The 20,055-nt window shown below is 37.5% G+C and carries 16 protein-coding genes; 9 read left to right on the forward strand and 7 right to left on the reverse strand.

Going from position 1 to position 20,055, the window contains the following annotated elements:
• Window positions 1–203: 203 nt before the first annotated feature.
• The 5 genes from ACMA47_RS04470 to ACMA47_RS04490 all read left to right on the forward strand — a co-directional run bounded on the left by ACMA47_RS04470 (window position 204) and on the right by ACMA47_RS04490 (window position 7,985).
• Window positions 204–1,682 (forward strand): alkaline phosphatase PhoX, encoded by a 1,479-nt coding sequence (locus ACMA47_RS04470; RefSeq protein WP_413928839.1) that lies wholly within the window; start codon window positions 204–206, stop codon window positions 1,680–1,682.
• Window positions 1,683–1,747: 65 nt separating this feature from the next.
• The gene (locus ACMA47_RS04475; RefSeq protein WP_413928840.1) at window positions 1,748–3,562 is read left to right on the forward strand and encodes a cytochrome-c peroxidase; all 1,815 of its coding nucleotides are present in this window, start codon (window positions 1,748–1,750) and stop codon (window positions 3,560–3,562) included.
• A gap of 305 nt (window positions 3,563–3,867) precedes the next feature.
• Window positions 3,868–6,195 (forward strand): hypothetical protein, encoded by a 2,328-nt coding sequence (locus ACMA47_RS04480; RefSeq protein WP_413928841.1) that lies wholly within the window; start codon window positions 3,868–3,870, stop codon window positions 6,193–6,195.
• A 75-nt stretch (window positions 6,196–6,270) separates the two neighbouring features.
• Window positions 6,271–6,507 (forward strand): hypothetical protein, encoded by a 237-nt coding sequence (locus tag ACMA47_RS04485; protein WP_034697514.1) that lies wholly within the window; start codon window positions 6,271–6,273, stop codon window positions 6,505–6,507.
• Window positions 6,508–6,515: 8 nt separating this feature from the next.
• Window positions 6,516–7,985, forward strand: coding sequence for a M20/M25/M40 family metallo-hydrolase (locus tag ACMA47_RS04490; RefSeq protein WP_413928842.1), 1,470 nt, complete (start codon window positions 6,516–6,518; stop codon window positions 7,983–7,985).
• Window positions 7,986–8,399: 414 nt separating this feature from the next.
• On the opposite strand, the gene ilvA is transcribed toward ACMA47_RS04490, so the two are convergent.
• From ilvA to folP, 7 genes are all read right to left on the reverse strand, one after another.
• Window positions 8,400–9,662, reverse strand: a complete 1,263-nt coding sequence (gene ilvA, locus ACMA47_RS04495; protein WP_413928843.1) for a threonine ammonia-lyase — start codon at window positions 9,660–9,662, stop codon at window positions 8,400–8,402.
• A gap of 11 nt (window positions 9,663–9,673) precedes the next feature.
• The gene (ilvC, locus tag ACMA47_RS04500) at window positions 9,674–10,720 is read right to left on the reverse strand and encodes a ketol-acid reductoisomerase (RefSeq protein WP_034692308.1); all 1,047 of its coding nucleotides are present in this window, start codon (window positions 10,718–10,720) and stop codon (window positions 9,674–9,676) included.
• A 48-nt stretch (window positions 10,721–10,768) separates the two neighbouring features.
• Window positions 10,769–11,050 (reverse strand): hypothetical protein, encoded by a 282-nt coding sequence (locus tag ACMA47_RS04505; protein WP_062671248.1) that lies wholly within the window; start codon window positions 11,048–11,050, stop codon window positions 10,769–10,771.
• 11 nt (window positions 11,051–11,061) lie between these two features.
• Window positions 11,062–12,786, reverse strand: a complete 1,725-nt coding sequence (gene ilvB / locus ACMA47_RS04510; RefSeq protein WP_413928844.1) for a biosynthetic-type acetolactate synthase large subunit — start codon at window positions 12,784–12,786, stop codon at window positions 11,062–11,064.
• A 6-nt stretch (window positions 12,787–12,792) separates the two neighbouring features.
• Window positions 12,793–14,475 carry a dihydroxy-acid dehydratase gene (ilvD, locus tag ACMA47_RS04515; RefSeq protein WP_413928845.1) on the reverse strand — a complete coding sequence of 561 codons (1,683 nt, stop codon included), beginning with the start codon at window positions 14,473–14,475 and terminating at the stop codon, window positions 12,793–12,795.
• Window positions 14,476–14,655: 180 nt separating this feature from the next.
• Entirely contained in the window at window positions 14,656–15,528 is an 873-nt protein-coding gene (ilvE, locus tag ACMA47_RS04520; RefSeq protein WP_253318216.1) for a branched-chain-amino-acid transaminase, read from the reverse strand.
• Window positions 15,529–15,898: 370 nt separating this feature from the next.
• Complete coding sequence (folP, locus tag ACMA47_RS04525; RefSeq protein WP_413928978.1) at window positions 15,899–16,669, reverse strand: dihydropteroate synthase; 771 nt, start codon at window positions 16,667–16,669, stop codon at window positions 15,899–15,901.
• Window positions 16,670–17,082: 413 nt separating this feature from the next.
• Here folP and ACMA47_RS04530 point away from each other — a divergent pair, with 413 nt between their 5' ends.
• From ACMA47_RS04530 to tpiA, 4 genes are all read left to right on the forward strand, one after another.
• Window positions 17,083–17,649 (forward strand): DUF1599 domain-containing protein, encoded by a 567-nt coding sequence (locus ACMA47_RS04530; protein ID WP_062671258.1) that lies wholly within the window; start codon window positions 17,083–17,085, stop codon window positions 17,647–17,649.
• A 1-nt stretch (window position 17,650) separates the two neighbouring features.
• On the forward strand, window positions 17,651–18,760 hold the full coding sequence (locus ACMA47_RS04535) for a BT_3928 family protein (RefSeq protein WP_413928846.1): 1,110 nt from the start codon (window positions 17,651–17,653) through the stop codon (window positions 18,758–18,760).
• A 108-nt stretch (window positions 18,761–18,868) separates the two neighbouring features.
• Window positions 18,869–19,216: a TerB family tellurite resistance protein gene (locus tag ACMA47_RS04540; RefSeq protein WP_034692300.1), complete on the forward strand. Its 348-nt coding sequence runs from the start codon at window positions 18,869–18,871 to the stop codon at window positions 19,214–19,216.
• Between the two features lie 55 nt (window positions 19,217–19,271).
• Window positions 19,272–20,030: a triose-phosphate isomerase gene (tpiA, locus tag ACMA47_RS04545; protein ID WP_413928847.1), complete on the forward strand. Its 759-nt coding sequence runs from the start codon at window positions 19,272–19,274 to the stop codon at window positions 20,028–20,030.
• Window positions 20,031–20,055 lie beyond the last annotated feature (25 nt).

The following is a 20,055-nucleotide window of genomic DNA, read 5'->3' on the forward strand; positions in this document are numbered from 1 at the left end:
AACTTTTGCGTACTCTGCGCTATACCATACTATTCTTTATTACTAAGATTTCATCACAGTCTTTTTTATTTATACCCGTTCTAATTATTGACCTTATCTTAACAAACCATTCCTTAATATTAAACTAATTGTTTTGTCTTATTAAAACATAGTTAATACTAGACCTTTAGTTTTGCCATAATCGAAATTCAAAAAAAGTAATTATGAAAATTAATCAAACTATTGGAGCTCTATTCCTTGCAGCTATTGTTTTTCAAAGCTGTAACGATGACAATAACGGGGATTCCAATACCCCTGTGAATGACAAAATCAAACTTGAAAATTTTTCTAAAGAACCCGCTTTCGTTTATGGAATGCAAGGTTTTGAAAATTTAAATATAACCACCCTTATTTCCAGTTCCGATGTGCTTCCGGGTTCACCGGATTTCGTTTTCGGAGGACAGCCGGACGGAATGGGACTTATGAAAGATCCAAACTCTGACGGTTACCTGATGATTACCAACCATGAGATCAAGCAATCGGTATCAAGAGTCTATTTAGACAAAACTTTTAAGCCTGTAAAAGGAGAATATATCTTAAACGGAACCGGAGGAATGACAAGATTATGCTCCGCTACATTAGCGACTCCTGAAATTCATGGTTTCAGTGCATTCCTTACCGCAGGTGAATCAGGTGAAGAAAGTATGGTACATGCTTTAAACCCTTTGGCACCCGTGTCTCAGGCCACTGATAAAACAAGGGTAAAGCCGGCATTAGGAAAGGCTTCTATGGAAAATGCAGTTCCGCTTCCTAAAGATGTTTCTAACGGAAAAACTTATATCATCATTGGTGAAGACCAGTCTTATTCTTCTTCTCACCAGTCTGCAGGACAATTGATCATGTATGTTGCGGATACACAGGGAGATCTTGATAACGGCAAGTTGTATTCTTTGAAAAGAACCAACAGCAACTATACTGAAACCGATATGACAAAAGGAAACAGCTATGATGTAGAATTCGTGGAAATTCCGAACGCTAAAAACCTTACCGGAGCTCAGATCAACCAAAAGAACATCGATAATAATGCGATCCGTTTTTCAAGAGTGGAAGATGTAGATTACAGAAAAGGCGCAGGAAAAGGAAGAGAAATCTACTTTACCGCTACAGGTGAATCTTCTGATGGTGTGAATCCAAAAGCAGGATTAACGATGTGGGGAAGAGTCTACAAGCTTGTTCTGAACGCCAATAATATGATGACAGGTAAACTGGAAGTTGTAGCTGAAGGAGACTCTAATCCGGGAAATAACCTTATAAATCCTGATAACTTATGTGTGACTGAAAACTTTGTGTACATTCAGGAAGACGGAGATTCTTATTACAAAAACGCCAACCACGATTCTTATATCTGGCAGCTGAATATCGCAACAAAACAATACAAACCATGGCTGAATATGAAGCACAACAGAGGTGACTCTGCATGGCAGACGGCTTACAACCAATCCGGAGATCTTCAGAAATTCGGTTCATGGGAATTCGGAGCAATGGTTGATATTTCAGACATCATCGGAATTCCTAATACCTTCTCTGTGAATATCCATTCTCATACATGGCAACTGGATAAATTCAAAAATCCTGACGGTTCAGGAATCAACACCAATAAAGAAGGTGGACAGATTGTAATCATCAGAAACGTAGAAAAATAGTTTTAATTCCTTCATATCCAATTAAAGTATCAATAGAAAATCTCTGTTGATACTTTTTCATACCTATGAATAAGCTTTCAAAATACCCAATACTCCTTCTTCTTTACTGTGCAGCAGCGCTTTTTACCCTTTATTACTGTAAAAACGATAAGCAGCAGCCACTATACGAAGATCTTGGTTCTGTCAAAAACAGGATTATCAAAACCAATGCAGATTTCGAAAAGCAAATTAACGAACTGAAAATTCTGGTTACTAAAAACGCTGATGAAAAGCTTCTTCAGCAAAAATTTCAGGATATCCGAAAAACCTACAAAACAATGGAATGGGCGGTAGAATACTTCCAGCCCCACTCCGCAAGGTTTATCAACGGCCCTGCCCTTCCTGAAATAGAGATGGACGAACATACGGAAATAGAACCCGAAGGGCTTCAGGTTTTGGAAGAAATGTTGTATCCATATGATAAAGGAAATAAAGAGGAAGTGATCAGGATGCTCAATAAGCTCATCAATAAAAGCAATACCATAGAAACCAACTTTCAGGTCATTACGATCAGTAAAGATCAGGTTTTTGATGCCTTAAGACAGGAAGCTTTCAGAATTTCCAGCTTAGGAATCTCTGGTTTTGACACACCCGTTTCAGGAGTATTTTTAGAGGAAATGCCATCTTCTCTGCAAGGAATAAAAGAAACTTTAGAACAAATCTCTACTGACCGTTCGAAAAATAAAGCCCTAAAAAGTCTTTTGGCAGAGATCAGTTCAGCCATTAATGTACTGAAGAAAAACCATGACAAAAACACATTTGATTACGTCAATTTCATTCCGGATCATCTGAATAGGATCACGACTTTGATGCTTGATTTTAAAAATCAGGAGAAGATTCCTGATGTTGAGGTAACCACTGCTTTAAACAAAAATGCAGATACATTCTTTAGTAAAAATGCTTTTAATCCTAATGCTTTCACTCCCGGAAAAGAATATGCCTACTCTGAAGAAAAGGCAGCTCTTGGACATCAGCTTTTTAATGATAAATTATTATCCAACAGCAATAACCGAAGCTGCGCAACATGCCATATTCCAGAGATGGCATTTACAGACGGTCTTGCCAGAGCAATGTCCCTTGAAAATTCAGAACTGGCGAGAAATACACCTTCACTCAACTATGCAGGATATCAGCATGGCCAGTTTTGGGATATGAGAAAGGATGATCTGGAAGGACAAAGCTCAGATGTGATCTCCAATAAAGAAGAAATGCACGGTGACCTGAATATCATTCTTGCCAAAATCAATCAGGATAAAAATTATCAGGCAGCATTCAAAAAAATTTATCACTCCCCAAAAACTGAAGTATGGCAGCTGCAGAATGTACTGGCGAGCTATATTCGTTCGCTGGCAAAATTCAATTCAGATTTTGATGAATATATGAGAGGAAATAAATCAGCGATGACAGAAAATCAAAAGCGTGGTTTCAATCTTTTTGTGGGAAAGGCCCAGTGTACCATCTGTCATTTCCTTCCCTTATTCAATGGTACAGTGCCTCCTAATTTCAAAAAAACTGAGCAGGAAATATTGGGTGTGGCATTGAATGCAGAGAATAAAACATTTGATGCCGATCCGGGAAGAGGAAAATTTCATGAAACAGTTCCTTCTTTGCAGCATTCTTTCAAAACACCAACTCTCCGAAACATTCAAAAAACAGCTCCTTATATGCACAACGGAGGTTACAAAACATTAAAAGAAGTGATGAATTTCTATAACAAAGGTGGAGGAAAAGCTTTTGGATTTAAAGTAGAAAACCAGACTCTTTCTGATGCGCCTCTGCAGCTTACGGATCAGGAGATTAATGATATTATTGAATTTATGATGGCTCTTGATGACAAATAAAATACGATTCTAAAACACAAAACAACGAAAAACCAAAAACTCCTGAATCTTAACTGCTAAGGAGTTTTTTTATTTGAAAATTCCATTACAATACAGAAAGACTATCTGATCATTTTTTCATTTGTCTTTGCCTGTACAAAATCCATGAAAACATTAGATTAAATCAATGTTATACTCTGTTAAAAACTTTTCTACAAGAATAAATATCATTATTTTTGACGTAGTTTTTTTACATGAAAAGGGGTTTACTATTAATATTTTTTCTGATCTGCTTTTTGGGGTATTCGCAAACAAAAATTAAGGTTGTGGATGACACCAGTCAAAAGCCTGTCTTTAAAGCAAAGGTATCCTGTGACAATACGGTTATCGGATACACCAATGAACAAGGTATTCTGGAGTTTAAAACCGGATGCAAAAACATTGATATAGATGCTGAATCTTATCAGAAAGAAACCCTTACCGTAGAAAGCAGCATGGAAGTTTCCCTGCTCAAAAAAACATCAAAGACTACTAATATTGAAGCTGTAGTTATTGAAGATAAAAGTGACCCCAGGGCTCTGGAAATTCTTAAAAAAGTAAATAAATTATTCAAAGAAAACTCACCCAAAAGTTTAGGGTCCTACTCTTACAAATCCTACGAAAAAATCTCTCTGGATATTGATGAGGACAGTCTTTCGCAGTTTAATCAGTATTTTAATGATTTAAACATTTTCAAGAAAAAAAGAGAAAAAGACTCGCTGAATAATATCAACGCAAGAAAAATATTTTCAAAAAGTAAACTCTTCCTTTGGGAAAGAGCTCAGGAGTTTTTGTACTCCAAAAAGTATGGTGAAAAGATCAATATTCTGGACAACAGAATCTCCGGTCTGAAGCAGCCTATTTACGAAATGATTGCACTCCAGCAAAGTAACAGGGATGTTGTTCCCGAACAGATAAAACCCGAAAACAGAGGGCTGTACAGATTCTTTCTTTCAGATACCGTTACCCTTGACGGAAGGAAAAACTTTGTGATCCGCTTCCGGGAAGTAAATTACAAAAAGCCGGACAGAAAACGAAAGTATAATGGTGCTATTTATGTAGATACCGAAACGTACGGAATCAAAAAAATTGAGAACTTCAGTAAAAATAAAAACGAAGGAATTATTACCAGTACCTGGGTATTCTACAATAATAAATGGTTCCTTGCCCATGAAAAAGCCAAGCTTAAAATGGGTAAAATGGCCATGGATGACAAAGTGCATGCCGATGATAAAAAAGACAAAAAAAGCTTCGGAACTTATGCTTTCCTTACCTCAAAGTATTTTGATTTCGAATCTCCTATTGAAGAAGATCCAAAGGATTTCAAAGGCTATACCTTCTCAGTAAAAAATATTGACGGCCAATCTCTGGACCGATACAGGACAGATCCTCTTACCGAAAGGGAACAAAATACCTATAAAACCATCGACAGTTTAGGTAAAAAATATAAAATCGACAGCAAAGCACAGATTTTATCAGGTTTACTGAACGGACAGATCAGAGTCGGTTCTGTAGACTTTGCTGTGGATGAAATTGTTAATTATAACTCCTATGAAGGTTTCAGATTAGGTTTAAAAGCCAAGCTGAATGAAAATTTCAACCCATATTTTTCGCCGGATTACTATTTTGCATATGGTGTGAAAGACCGAAAATGGAAGTACGGAATGGGACTTGATATGAAAACCACACTGGAAAAGAATTCATTTTTCAGATTTGAAGTGTATGATGATGTAACAGCATCCGGAGAATTCAACCGAAAGATGTGGAATTTCAAGATGAGAATGATGAACTTCGGGAATAATTTGAATAATGACCGGTATTTCCACTTTAAAGGAATGTCATTATCTTACCTGAACGATGTCACCAACGGACTTACCGTTGCTCTTGCCATGAGAAGAAACACAGAAGAAGCTGAATTCGATTATCAGTTCAGAGACCGGGGAACATCTTACAGAAACTTCAATACACTTTTCACCCTGAAATATTCTCCGAATTCTACCAATATTATGACTCCGCAGGGGAAATCTCTGATTGATCAGAAATACCCTGAGCTGTATTTTAATTATGAGCAGAGTTACAAAATACTACAGGGAGATTTTAATTATTCCCGTTTTGATGCCTTATTTGTTCATAATTTTAAAACACCAATCGGGACTACAGGTTTCAGATTGTACGGAGGTCTTGTTCTGGGTGGAGCGCCTATCTGGAAAAACTTTACGATGAACGGACTGGCTTCTCCTGGCAAGGATTTTAATTTCAACCTTACTTCTTATCTTGGGTTTGCAACACTGGAAGGAGGAAAATATTATAATGATAGATTCGTAGCATACTACTTTACGCACAAACTTCCCTGGTATTTCAAAAGTTTCGGACACAATGTTTCCAGTTTTGATTTTGTATTAAGAGGAACTATCGGAGATATGAAACATCCGGAATACCACCAGTTTAAATTCAGAAAATTAGATCATCTCTATCAGGAAGTCGGTTTGGAATGGAACAATTTCCTTTCCAGTTATTTTAACCTTGGACTATTCTACAGAGTCGGTTATTATGCAACTCCACATTTCAAAGAAAACTTTGCCATCCAGTTTAAGCTGAAGTTTCTCGAGTTTTAATACTCTTTACCATACAAAATCTTTATTTTTGAATCAGAATTCAGAAATATTCAACGACAATATATAAAAAAGAACATGCAGAAAATCGAAATCAAAGCAGAACAGTTTTTTGAATTATTAAAATTAAAAGACACTCCGATGTGGGAGATTTTCTCACAGATGATTGATGGAAATGAAAAGGAAATTATCTTTTTAGACAATGAAGACAAAATCCTTTTTAATTATATTTTACCTTCTACACAGGAAAAGCTGGAAGAAGACAGAAAGGAGTTTTCAAAACAGTTCTCAGAGAAATTGGCTAACTTTAATTAAGAGTTCTTATGAATAAAAATTATGTTTTTTCTCTCCTTGGGCTCGTTTTATTTGCCTTTGGAAATGCTCAGAATTATAAAAAACCTTTGGTTTCTGCCATCAAAGAATCTGATCTTCGTACCGATATGTATCAGCTGGCTGCAGACCAGTTCTGGGGGCGTGAAGCCGGAACTCTGGATGAATTGAAAGTTTCCATGTGGTTGGCCGACAAAGCCAAAGAAGCAGGAATGAAACCCGCCGGAGATAACGGAACTTTTTTCCAGTTCTTCGATATGTACAGACATCAGGTAATTCCACAAAGTAATCTGAAAATTGGAGATACCAGTTTGAAATTATGGAAAGATTTCCTTGTCGCTGAACCCGTAAATGCTACTGTAGATGCTGACATAGTATATGCCGGAAACACAGAGCCTGAAGAGCTTGCGAAACTGAATATCAAAGGAAAAGTTCTTGCAGTAAACGCTTCTGACAAAAACATTTCAAAAGACATGACTCTTTTTGTAAGAAGATATCCCGGATTTGTAAGAAATAAATATTACGATAAAGCTTTTCAGCTGGGAGCAAAAGCAATTATTTTCATCACCGATGATATTTCTGAAAAAAGCTGGGTAGAAGTACTGCCTCAAATGACGAGAGGAAGCTACGGCGTAGAAGGTTTAAGAGAAAAAATCACGAATAATATTCCTGTTTTGTGGATCAAAAGAGAAAATGCTGGCTGGGTAAAAAACAATCCTAAAGCTTCTCTGAACCTGATTACTGAAACTTACAAATATCCTTCAGTCAATATCATTGGAAAAATAGAAGGTACAGATCCTGTTCTTAAAAATGAATATGTTTTGCTAAGCGGACATCAGGATCATGACGGGATCAGACATCCTGTAAAGAATGACACGATCTACAACGGTGCTGATGATAATGCCAGTACTTGTGTTGCCATGTTGGCAATGGCCAGAGCTTATAAAAAACAGCCGGGAAAAAGAAGTATCCTTTTTGTTTTCCATGGTGCTGAAGAAAGAGGATTGCTGGGTTCAAGATGGCATGCCGCCCATCCTGTAGTTCCAAAAGAGAACATTGTAGCCGTTCTGAATGGCGATATGATCGGAAGAAATGACAATAATGAAGCCGCTCTATTAGGAGGAAATGCTCCTCACAAAAATTCTGAAGAGCTTGTAAAAATGGCCGAAGATGCCAATAACGAAAGTACAAAATTCAAATACCTGAAAGATTGGGATTCTCCAAGCCATGCTGAATATTTCTATTTCAGAAGTGATCATCTTCCCTATGCTAAGATTGGAATTCCTGCCATATTCTTCACCAGTGTGCTGCATGATCAGTACCATACTCCACAGGATGAATCAGAAAATATCAATTACAAAAAGCTTTATAAAATGACTGAATGGATGTACAGAACATCCTGGAAAGTGGCTAATGAAGCTGAACGTCCAAAAGTAATTTCTAATTTTTCGCTTGAAAGATAATCTATATAAAAAGAATTATACTTCTTTTGTCATTTAACAGTGCCAAAAACAAAAAAGCTTCACAGATTGTGAAGCTTTTTTCATCATTGTGTTTTTAGAATCTGAAATACGAAATAATTTAATATTGAATATGATTGGAAACCGTTAATTTTTTTTATTTATTATACTTCTTTTGTCTTGAAACAAAAGAAACAAAAATTCAAGACTTAGAAACTTCAGCTAAAAATGAAATCTGTTCTCTAAAAACTCTAAACTCGTGCGGAAACACTCTATGTTGAGAATCATACGTTGTCCCGCACTCAAACACTAGAGTTTTTTTAACGTTCACAGAATTCATTTTCTTAACGCTTCAGTTTCTTATGTCGTTTTTTAATGTCATCAAAAAAATAGGTCTCTTTTTACATCTAAATCCTTTTAAATAAGTAGATTCATAAGAGAAGGATCATTGTTCAGATAGTTAACAAAGAAATCATACTGCTTCATCTTATCAATTAAAGGGGTGAAATCTTTGTTTTGCTTCAGAGCAATTCCTACGACTGCAATTCCTTTTTCTTTTGAATTTTTCTGGGTGTATTCAAAGTAGGTAATATCATCATCAGGACCTAATACATCCATTACAAAAGCTTTCAATGCTCCGGGACGTTGTGGAAATCTGACCAGGAAATAATGTTTTAACCCTGCATGAAGCAACGCTTTCTCCTTGATCTCTTCCATACGGGTAATATCATTATTGCTTCCACTGATGATACATACTACGTTTTTACCTTTTATTTCCTCTCTGTACTTTTCCAATACTGCTACCGAAAGTGCTCCTGCTGGTTCTACCACAATAGCATCTTTGTTGTACAGTGATAATATGGTTTCACAGACAAGTCCTTCATCTACTGTTGCCATATCGTACAGTACATCTTTACAACGTTCAAAAGTAAGGTCTCCCACTTGCTGTACGGCTGCACCGTCTACAAAACGGCTTATCTTTTCGAGAAGAACGGGTTTCCCTTTTTCAAGGGCTTTTTTCATGCTTGCTGCTGCGGAGGGTTCTACACCAATAATTTTTGTTTGTGGAGACAGATGCTGAAATACAGTACAGACTCCTGCTGCCAGTCCACCACCACCTATCGGAACAAAAAGATAATCAACCAGACCTTCTGACTGTTCCAGAATTTCCAAAGCCGTTGTAGCCTGTCCTTCAATAATTGCCGGATCATCAAATGGATGAATAAATACACTGTTGTGGTCTTTACAAAACCTCATCGCAGCATCTTTTGCGGCATCAAAAGTATCTCCAAAAAGAATAACGTCTATGTATTCTCCACCGAACATTTTCACCTGTTCAAGCTTTTGTCCGGGAGTTGGTAAAGGCATGAAAATCGTTCCTTTGACCTTCATGGTCTGACATGCAAAAGCAACGCCCTGGGCATGATTTCCGGCACTGGCACAAACAACACCTTTTGAAAGTTCTTCCTCAGACATGGTGGCCATCTTATTATAGGCTCCTCTTATTTTATAGGATCTGACCCTTTGAAGGTCTTCTCTTTTAAAACGAATATTCGACTCATAAATAGCTGACAAGTTATTATTGACCGCTAAAGGTGTTTTTACCACTACATCTTTTAATCGTTCCTCCGCTTTATAGACATGCTCTAAAACGGAGGAACTTACTTCCTCTTTCATCATCTGTTGGGTAATTAATTGTTTTCGGGTCTCAGACTTCGTACCGTCTTACCTGCTTTCCACATTTCGCTTTCTCTCAGCTCTGTAAGTTCGGCTTCCAATTTTTCACGATAATCCGGTTTGCTGTTACTGTCAATTGAACGTTGTGCTTCATTTCCTTTCGCTACATTGTCATACAGCTCTTCAAACAAAGGTGAAGTGGCATCTCTGAAACGCTTCCACCAATCCAAAGCTCCTCTCTGAGCGGTTGTACTGCAGTTGGCATACATCCAGTCCATTCCGTTTTCTGCTACCAAAGGCATTAATGACTGAGTCAATTCTTCTACGGTTTCATTAAAAGCTTCGGAAGGGCTGTGTCCATTTTTTCTCAATACATCATACTGAGCAGCAAATATTCCCTGCACAGCGCCCATCAAAGTTCCACGTTCTCCGGCAAGATCACTGTATACTTCTTTTTTAAAGTCGGTTTCAAAAAGATATCCGCTTCCTATGGCAATACCTAATGCGGTTACTCTTTCTCTGGCTTTTCCTGTAGCGTCCTGATAAACGGCAAAACTGCTGTTCAAACCTCTGTCCTGCAGAAACATTCTTCTTAATGAAGTTCCTGAACCTTTAGGAGCTACCAGGAATACATCTACATCGGCTGGAGGAACAATTCCTGTACGCTCGCTGAATGTGATTCCGAAACCATGAGAGAAATACAATGCTTTTCCTGGGGTAAGATGCTGTTTTACTTTAGGCCAGTATTCTATCTGTGCGGCATCACTCAGAAGATAGCAAATAACAGTTCCTTTTTCCAGTGCTTCTTCGATTTCAAATAAAGTTTCTCCCGGTACAAATCCGTCTGCGACTGCTTTATCCCATGATTTGGAGTTTTTTCTCTGTCCTACAATCACATTAATTCCGTTATCTTTCTGGTTCAAAGCCTGCCCAGGTCCCTGTACTCCATAACCAATCACTGCTACGACTTCATTTTTTAATACTTCCTGAGCTTTTTCCAACGGAAACTCTTCTCTTGTTACTACGTTCTCCTCTACTCCTCCAAAATTCAATTTTGCCATTTTTTTTTGATTTTATTTATTATTGATTGTGATGTTTAATTTTTACATTTAGCTGGCATATTCTACTGCCGTCAGGTATGGATTTCTGTGGTAATGTACTTCCAGAACGTCTACCTGTTTTTCCATTTGTCTGCTGATCTTCTGAACAGAATCTTCTGTTTCTCTGATTACGATAACAAACTTTTTTACTTTTTCTATTTCTGAGGGTCCTACATTGAAGGTCACCATAGAAATTCTTCTTCTTGAAAAAATAGCATTGATGCGGCTGATCAATCCTAAATAATCTTCTGTATACGCTGTAATGGTATATTCTTTATGATCTGTTTTCATCTTTTATATTTTTAAACTTTATTATTTAATACAATCTCCGAAACACTTTTTCCCTGAGGAATCATCGGAAATACATTGTGTTCTTTTCCTGTCATTACTTCAAGGAGGAAAGATCCTTTGTGGTCAAGCATTTCACGAAGTGCCCACTTCAGTTCTTCTCTCTCGGATACTTTCTTCCCAGCTATATTATATCCCTTAGCTACCTGAACAAAATCAGGGCTTTGGATATCTACTGAGGAATATCTTTCTTCATGAAACAGCTCTTGCCACTGTCTTACCATTCCCAGATAGCAATTGTTAAGAATTAATATTTTAACTTCAGGATGATACTGCATAATGGTTCCCAGTTCCTGAATATTCATCTGAGCTCCTCCATCTCCCATCACTGCAATCACAGGGCGGTTGGTCTCTGCATAGGAAGCTCCAATCGCTGCGGGAAGACAGAATCCCATTGTTCCCAGTCCTCCACTTGTTACGTTAGTTCGGGAATGTTTGAAATGAGAATAGCGACATGTTGCCATCTGATGCTGTCCTACATCTGTTACAATAATTGCTTCACCTCCTGTCATTTCATTCAGATGACGGATAACTTCCCCCATTGTAATCTCACCTTCTTCCGGGTAAAGCTCCGTATGAATCAGATTGATGGTTTCAATTTCATGACATTTTTTAAATCGTTCATTCCAATGGTGATACTCTCTTTTTATCATCTTTTCTGTAAGGAGAGGAAGTGTATGTTTGCAGTTTCCAAGAACCGGAACATCTACTTTTACATTTTTATTGATCTCTGCGTTATCAATATCCAGGTGAATAATCTTTGCCTGTTTTGCATACTGATCCAATTTTCCGGTCACGCGGTCATCGAACCTCATTCCGACAGCAATTAAGACATCACATTCGTTGGTTAATATATTCGGACCATAGTTTCCGTGCATTCCTACCATTCCTACAGCTTGTGGATGATGAGTAGGAATAGCACTCATCCCTAAAACCGTCCATGCTACAGGAATTCCTGATTTTTCAGCAAATTGTAAAAACTCTTTTTCAGCTTTTCCCAACATAATCCCCTGTCCTGCAATGATAAATGGCTTTACTGCATTATTGATCAGCTGTGCTGCTTTTTCGATACTATCAAAACATGGATCAGGATCGGGTTTATAGCTTCTCAGTGAAGAACATGGAGAATATCCTTTATAATCAACAGACTGCAGCTGGGCATTTTTGGTAACATCAATCAGAACTGGACCAGGGCGGCCTGACTTTGCGATGTAGAATGCTTTTGCCAACACTTCGGGAAGTTCATTGGCATCGGTCACCTGATAATTCCATTTGGTAACCGGACTTGTGACGTTCATTACATCTATTTCCTGAAAGGCATCGGTTCCGAGAAGATGTTCAAAAACCTGTCCTGTAATACATACTAAAGGAGTATTATCCAATAAAGCATCTGCCAGACCTGTTACAAGATTGGTTGCTCCCGGGCCGCTTGTAGCTAATACAACACCGACTTCTCCTGAGACTCTTGCCAAACCTTGTGCTGCATGTACTGCTGCCTGCTCGTGGCGTACCAATATATGTTTCAGATTTTCTTTATAATCATAAAGGGCATCGTAAATAGGGATAATGGCACCTCCCGGATATCCGAAAACGGTTTTCACTCCTTCCCGAAGAAATGCTTCAAGAATGATCCGGCTTCCGCTCAATTGTATTTCTGTTGATAGATTCAGATTTTCCATATTTTTTTATTGAGTGATTTCGTCTGTTACACAGCCTTCTGCAGCTGATGATACGGTTAATGCATATTTATAAAGCAATCCTTTTTGTACTTTAAGGGCAGGTTTCTGCCATCCTTTTTTTCTTCTTTCTATCTCTTCTTCTGAAACTTTAAGCTGTATGGTGTTGTTGACAGCATCAATTTCAATCAGGTCATCATCGTTTACAAAAGCGATCAGACCTCCTTCGTGAGCTTCGGGAGTGATGTGTCCTACTACAAAACCATGCGTTCCTCCGCTGAATCTTCCATCTGTAATCAAGGCTACACTGCTTCCCAGCCCTGCTCCGATCAATGCACTGGTGGGTTTCAGCATTTCCGGCATTCCGGGAGCTCCTTTCGGGCCTTCATGACGGATGACAATGACATCACCATGCTGTACGGTTCCATCCTGAATTCCTCTGATCAGATTTTTTTCGCCATCAAATACGCGGGCTTTGCCTACGAAACGCTCCCCTTCTTTTCCTGTAATTTTGGCTACACTTCCCTTTTCAGCAAGGTTTCCGTATAATATTCTCAGGTGCCCTGTCTCTTTTACAGGTTCTGATAATGGTTTAATAATTTTTTGAGTATTAAAATCCAGATCGGGAACATCTTCTAAATTTTCCGCTAATGTTTTTCCGGTTACTGTTAAACAATTACCGTGTAATAATCCCTGGTTCAAAAGGTATTTCATTACTGACGGTATTCCTCCGTGCTCATACAGATCCTGCATCAGGTATTTCCCGCTTGGTTTTAAATCTGCCAGCACCGGAGTTTTATCACTCATTTTTTGGAAATCATCCTGAGTAAGAGGTACTCCCACACTTTTTGCCATGGCTATAAAATGCAGAACGGCATTGGTACTTCCTCCAAGAATAACAATCATTCGCAGTGCATTTTCAAAAGCTTTTCTGGTCATGATATCCGAAGGTTTAATGTCTTTTTCCAGTAATATTTTCAGATATTTTCCTGCTTCAAGGCATTCTTCCTGTTTTTCTTTGCTTAAAGCGGGATTGGAAGAAGAATACGGAAGACTCATTCCTAATGCTTCTATGGCAGAAGCCATTGTATTGGCGGTATACATTCCGCCACATGCGCCTGCTCCGGGACAGGAATTTTTCACAACTCCATCAAAATCTTCTTCTGTAATTTCTCCTGCAATCTTTTTCCCCAATGCTTCAAAAGCAGAAACAATGTTAAGCTGTTCACCTTTGTAGCAGCCGGGAGCAATCGTTCCTCCGTACACCATGATGGAGGGTCTGTTCAGCCTTCCCATCGCGATGATGGTTCCCGGCATATTTTTGTCGCAACCAGGCAATGCGATCAATCCGTCATAGTATTGTGCTCCACAGATGGCTTCGATACTGTCTGCAATTACATCACGGCTTACCAGAGAATAGCGCATTCCATCTGTTCCATTGCTCATTCCGTCACTTACTCCGATGGTGTTGAAAATCAATCCGGCTAATCCATGATTCCATGTTCCTTTTTTTACCACCTGAGCCAGATCATTCAAATGCATATTACAAGTGTTCCCGTCATAACCCATGCTGGCAATTCCGACCTGAGCCTTATGCATATCTTCTTCTGTAAATCCTATCCCGTACAACATGGCTTTGGCTGCGGGCTGTTCGCTATTTTGCGTGAATGTTTTTGAATATTTATTTAACATACTTTTCCTACATTTTCTATTCTTTTCCTCTTCTTCAAATAGAGTTCCTTACTAAATTTTGATCCAAAACTACATTTTGTAATATTCTTTTCATTTTCATTTTTTCTAAAAACTACAATATTCAATTATTAAGAAAACAGAATCATTCAATTGATAATCAGATATTTAAATTCACAATATTTACAATGACAGAACTCTTACTAATTTTAAATATGCCTGTTGTACTCTCCCACTTGCTGTGTTTTCCCAGTCTTTGGTAAAAGGAACATCATCAAGTGAATCCAGGGCAACAATTTCTGCTGCTGTACCACAGAAAAAGCCTGCATCTGCACCCCGCATTTCCTCTGGTTTAAAAAAGGTTTCTTTTACAGGGATATCAAGCTCATCGCAGATCTCCATAACAGTTTGTCTTGTGATTCCAGGAAGGATGCTTCCTTTAGCCGGAGTATATAAAACCCCGCCTTTTTCATAAAAAACATTGGCACCTGAACTTTCGGCAACATTTCCGTTTTCATCCAGAACCAGCGCTTCATCATAGCCTTTGTCTTTGGCATCCTGACAGGCCAATATGGAGTTTACATAATGACCTCCTACTTTGGCTTCTACCTTGAAAGCCTTAGGATTAGGACGTTGAAAAGGGGAAGTCATAATTTTCATTTTATCTGCCAGATAGCCGTTATTCCATTCCCAGGCAAGCAATGACAGGTAAGATTTTTGTCCTTTTGAGAGTGACATATTGGGAGAACACGTGACCAACGGACGGATATAAGCATCTGTAAACCCATTACGATCCAGAAGTTCATAGGTAAGTTCTGTAAGCTGATTTACAGAATAATCAAAAGGAATATGCATCAGTTCTGCCGATCTCTTAAGTCTTTCGTAGTGTTCTTTTGCTTTAAAAATTTGAGTTCCATGATCTGTGCTGTAGGATTTAATTCCTTCAAAAACAGAGTAACCATAGTGAAGAGATTGTCCATACAGATCTGTTCCGGCATCTTTCGCTTTCATAAATTTTCCGTCAAAGTAGATCGTCGTGTCGTCGTTGTAATACATGTTATAGAGGTTTAAAAAATTAACAAATGGGAATAAAAAAAGCCCTCTCACAGTGTGAGAGGGCTCAATATATGTACAGTCATACACCTTCCTTCTCACAGACGCAAGGGAATAATAATGACGATAATAATTACTGATAATAACTGATACATATTCTTATACTATAAAAAATTAAAAACAAAAAAACCGTTTCATAATTTGAAACGGTTTTATATATAATTTAAATTAAAATCTATTTAAAATGCCGTTTCCTTACTGTTGTTAATGACAACAGCAATAATAGAAATGACAATAATATTTTTCTGATTCGTAAAATTCATACTGCAAATGTATAAACTTTTTAATTACTCACAAGTTTTTTTTGCACTTTTTATTTTTTTCGTAAAAAACGAGTCAGTGTTTCCTTTGCTGAAGCCACATCATGAACTCTTAAAATCTTTGCTCCCTGTTCCAACACTTCCCTATGGAGTTTCTGTGTTTCCTCATTGATATCCATAGGTGATTTCCCAAGAGGTTTGTAGATAAATGACTTTCGGGAAATACCTATTAAAAGAGGCAATTTTCCGAATCCCAGATATTCAACTTCATGGATCATTTTCATCTGATCTTCTACTGTTTTTCCGAAGCCAAAACCAGGATCAAGAATGATATCATTCACTCCTTTTTCTAAAAGTTCTTTTGTTTTTTTAGCAAAATATTGGTTCACTTCCAGCGTAATATCTTCAAACTTTATTTTATCATGCATGGTTTCGTAGGAAGGGTTTACATGCATCAGAATATAAGGAAGTTTCGTTTCAGCAGCGGTATCAAACATTTCTGCATCATACTGACCTCCAGAAATATCGTTGATCAGATCAATTCCTTCATTAAATCCGAATCTTACAGTTTCTGCATAAAAAGTATCTAAGGAAATCAAGGCTTCCGGAAATTCTTTTTTGATCAGAGAAATGAGATTTCCAAGTCTGTTTATTTCTTCGGCAGCGCTTAAAAATTCGGCATTGGGACGCGTAGACTGAGGACCAATATCGAGTATTTCTGCTCCGTCCTTCAATAGTTTTTCGGCATGATTTAATGCTGATTTTTCATTATTGAACTTTCCGCCATCAGAGAAAGAATCCGGTGTCATATTGAGGATTCCCATGATTTTTGGAGTGTCCAGTTGTACTAAACGGCCGTTGCAATTGATTGAGTAGGTTGGAGGGTTTGAATGTGGGAGCGTTGGAGCGTTGGAGAGCATGAGATTATTATAATGAGGATAAATGATGAATGATTTCTGTAATGCAAAATTAGTGATTTATGAGTTTTAAATGAGAAATTAGAAGCTAGAAGTTAGAAATTAGCTTGAAAGTTAGAAGCTAAAAGTTGGATGCTAAATGAGCCCACTCTCTACTCCTAAAACCCTCTTACTCTAAAACTCTCAAACCCAACAACTCGAATCCCGAAACCCGAAACTCTAAAACTCTCCCACCCTCAAACCCTCAGACATACAAACTCAACTCATCAAATTCAAAAATCTAAAACCGAATTCGTATATTTGGAAGATTAAGAAAATTTATGCTAAAAACATCAGTACAGTTCGAGAAAGTTATCAGTCAGTGTCGTGATCTTTTCGGTAAAAAATTACAGGATTATGGTGCAGCATGGAGGGTTTTAAGGCCGAGCTCCATTACCGATCAGATTTATATCAAAGTCAACAGGATCCGTACGCTGCAAATGACTGATAAAAAAATGGTGGATGAAAGTGAAGAAGATGAATTTATCGCCATTGTGAACTATTCTATCATTGGACTTATTCAATTAGAAAAAGGTCTTTCCAATGATTTCAATGAAAACAAAGAAGAAATTTTAGGTCTTTATGACAAGTATGCCAATGAAGCAAAGGCTTTGATGGAGAGAAAAAACCATGATTATGGTGAGGCATGGAGAGATATGAGAATCTCTTCAATTACAGATCTTATTTATCAGAAAGTATTAAGGACTAAACAGATTGAGGACAATCAGGGAAAAACAATCGTTTCGGAAGGGCTTGATGCCAACTATTTCGATATGCTGAATTATGCAGTCTTCTGTCTGATCAAATTCTCAGAAAAAGAAAATCAATTCGAACCCAAAAATATTTAGTATGCTCAAAGGTTTATTACGCTTTATTATTGCTGTTATTTTCATCCTTTCAGGCTTTGTAAAAGCCGTGGATCTGGTAGGTTTTTCTTTCAAAATGGAAGAATATTTCGCACCTCCGGTTTTCAACATGCCATTTTTAGAAAAGTTTGCCCTGTTATTCTCCATTATTGTAGTGGTATTGGAGCTTTTCTTAGGATTTATGCTGCTGCTTAAATTAAAGCTTAAATTTACCTTGTCCATATTAATTGCACTTTGTATTTTCTTTGGATTCCTTACATTTTACTCTGCGTATTTCAATGTTGTAACAGACTGTGGATGTTTTGGAGATGCTATCAAATTCACTCCTTGGCAGAGCTTCTTAAAAGACGTTGTACTGCTGGTAGGATTGATTATCTTATTTATCCTTTACAGAAAAGATTTCCGTAAAAAAGATGAATATGGAGTTAGTCCGAAAGAGTCTTCCAACACATTCAAATATATCCTTTTAACAGTCTTTTCTTTAGGAATGATTTATGTTATGGCTCAAGGAATTATGCATGAACCGATCATAGATTTCCGCGATTATAAAATAGGAACAGACATTAAAGCTGAAAAAGCAAAAATTGATAAAAATCCTTCAGAATATAAAACTTTCTACACGCTGAAAAATCAGAAGACAGGAGCTGTTGTAAAAGTAAATCAGGATGATTATATCAAAAAAACAGAATACTGGGCAGAAGGCTCTCCATGGAAAATTGAAGATGGAAAGAATGAATCTGTCCTGATCAAAGAAGGATATAAGTCTGAAATTGTAAAATTCAAGATTGAAGATCCTACAGGAATGGAAGTTACCCAGGAAATCATCAACGCGCCTAAAGCCGTTCTTGTTTTCTCATATCATCCAAAAGATGTTCCTGCAGATCTGCTTCAAAAAGTAGAAACAAAGGCAAAAACACAGAAAGGCACTCTTATCTATGGAATTTCTACAGAGCCTAACACTTTTAAAACTATCAAAAATGTACTGATGGACGGAACTGCCATCAAAACAATAGCGAGAAGCAACCCATTTGTACTGGTCCTTGAAAACGGAAAAATTGTAGACAAACAACCTGCAAAGGACTACATTAATTAATTATAAATGATGAATGATGAATTATAAGTGATCGTTTTTTTGACAAAAAACAATTATATATCAATCAATTATCAAATTTAAACACTAAACTTAAACATACAACAACTCATGCAAAAATCAAATAAATCAATCGCCGGTTATCATTTACTTATGATCCTTTCTTCTGTAGACGGAGAATTTGCTCCTGAGGAAGGAATGCTGGTACAACAATACATGGCGGATGAATTTCCTTTCAGAATGAATCTTGACAATGAACTTGAAACCCTGGCTCTTTTACAGCCTGAGGAATGGAAAGATCATTTTGAATTTCATGCAAGATGTTTCCACGAAGATTCTACAGAGGACGAGCGTGTGAAATTTGTTCAGTTTGCAAAATCACTGATCAAAGCTGACAATAAAGTAACGGAAGAGGAACATACGTTTTATGTTCTGTTGAAAAATCTTTGGGGATTATAGACGCTATACACATTGCACGAACTTAAAAAAATAAATAAATCTATATTTAAATCTTATGAGAAGAAAAATAGTTGCAGGAAACTGGAAAATGAACAAAAATGTAATTGATGCACAACAATTAATGATTCAGTTACTAAGCTATAAAAACAACAATGCTACGAACTGTGAGGTTTGGATTGCTCCACCTGCATTGTATTTGATAATGGCAAAAGACGTTTTTGAAAAGGATGAAATCGGAGTATTTTCTCAGGATATGAGCGAGCATGAAAGCGGTGCCTATACGGGTGAAATTTCTGCAGATATGCTGGAATCTATTGATGCAACCGGTTCACTAATCGGGCACTCTGAAAGAAGACAATACCACGGAGAAACAGATTCTCACTGTAACAGAAAAATCAAATTAGCTCTTGATAAAGGTCTTATTCCTGTATACTGTAATGGAGAAACTCTTGAACAGAGAAAAGCAGGACAGCACCTTGAGGTAGTAAAAAATCAGACTGAAGTAGCTCTTTTCACGCTTTCTGCTGAAGAGATCAAAAAAGTAGTGATTGCTTACGAACCGGTTTGGGCTATCGGAACAGGAGAAACGGCAAGTCCGGAGCAGGCTCAGGAAATCCACGCTCACATCAGAAATATTATCGCTTCAAAATACGGACAGGAAGTTGCTGACGAGGTTTCTATCCTTTACGGAGGTTCTGTAAAACCAGACAATGCTAAAGAAATTTTCTCTCAGCCGGATATCGATGGTGGTCTTATCGGAGGAGCAGCTTTGAAATTAGAGGATTTCTCTAAGATTATTGAAGCTTTTAATTAATATAAAGGATTTATATATTATCCAA

The sequence above is a fragment of the Chryseobacterium sp. T20 genome, from assembly GCF_047345655.1.
Taxonomy (GTDB): domain Bacteria; phylum Bacteroidota; class Bacteroidia; order Flavobacteriales; family Weeksellaceae; genus Chryseobacterium.

Bases quoted from the DNA above. Each gene is read 5' to 3' on its own strand.
- ACMA47_RS04485 (WP_034697514.1), top strand. From the start codon at position 6,271: ATGCAGAAAATCGAAATCAAAGCAGAACAGTTTTTTGAATTATTAAAA.
- ilvD (WP_413928845.1), bottom strand. From the start codon at position 14,475: ATGTTAAATAAATATTCAAAAACATTCACGCAAAATAGCGAACAGCCC.
- ilvE (WP_253318216.1), bottom strand. From the start codon at position 15,528: ATGTATTACAACGACGACACGACGATCTACTTTGACGGAAAATTTATG.
- ACMA47_RS04470 (WP_413928839.1), top strand. From the start codon at position 204: ATGAAAATTAATCAAACTATTGGAGCTCTATTCCTTGCAGCTATTGTT.
- ilvC (WP_034692308.1), bottom strand. From the start codon at position 10,720: ATGGCAAAATTGAATTTTGGAGGAGTAGAGGAGAACGTAGTAACAAGA.
- ACMA47_RS04530 (WP_062671258.1), top strand. From the start codon at position 17,083: ATGCTAAAAACATCAGTACAGTTCGAGAAAGTTATCAGTCAGTGTCGT.
- tpiA (WP_413928847.1), top strand. From the start codon at position 19,272: ATGAGAAGAAAAATAGTTGCAGGAAACTGGAAAATGAACAAAAATGTA.
- ACMA47_RS04535 (WP_413928846.1), top strand. From the start codon at position 17,651: ATGCTCAAAGGTTTATTACGCTTTATTATTGCTGTTATTTTCATCCTT.
- folP (WP_413928978.1), bottom strand. From the start codon at position 16,669: ATGGGAATCCTCAATATGACACCGGATTCTTTCTCTGATGGCGGAAAG.
- ilvB (WP_413928844.1), bottom strand. From the start codon at position 12,786: ATGGAAAATCTGAATCTATCAACAGAAATACAATTGAGCGGAAGCCGG.
- ACMA47_RS04540 (WP_034692300.1), top strand. From the start codon at position 18,869: ATGCAAAAATCAAATAAATCAATCGCCGGTTATCATTTACTTATGATC.
- ACMA47_RS04475 (WP_413928840.1), top strand. From the start codon at position 1,748: ATGAATAAGCTTTCAAAATACCCAATACTCCTTCTTCTTTACTGTGCA.
- ACMA47_RS04505 (WP_062671248.1), bottom strand. From the start codon at position 11,050: ATGAAAACAGATCATAAAGAATATACCATTACAGCGTATACAGAAGAT.
- ilvA (WP_413928843.1), bottom strand. From the start codon at position 9,662: ATGATGAAAGAGGAAGTAAGTTCCTCCGTTTTAGAGCATGTCTATAAA.
- ACMA47_RS04490 (WP_413928842.1), top strand. From the start codon at position 6,516: ATGAATAAAAATTATGTTTTTTCTCTCCTTGGGCTCGTTTTATTTGCC.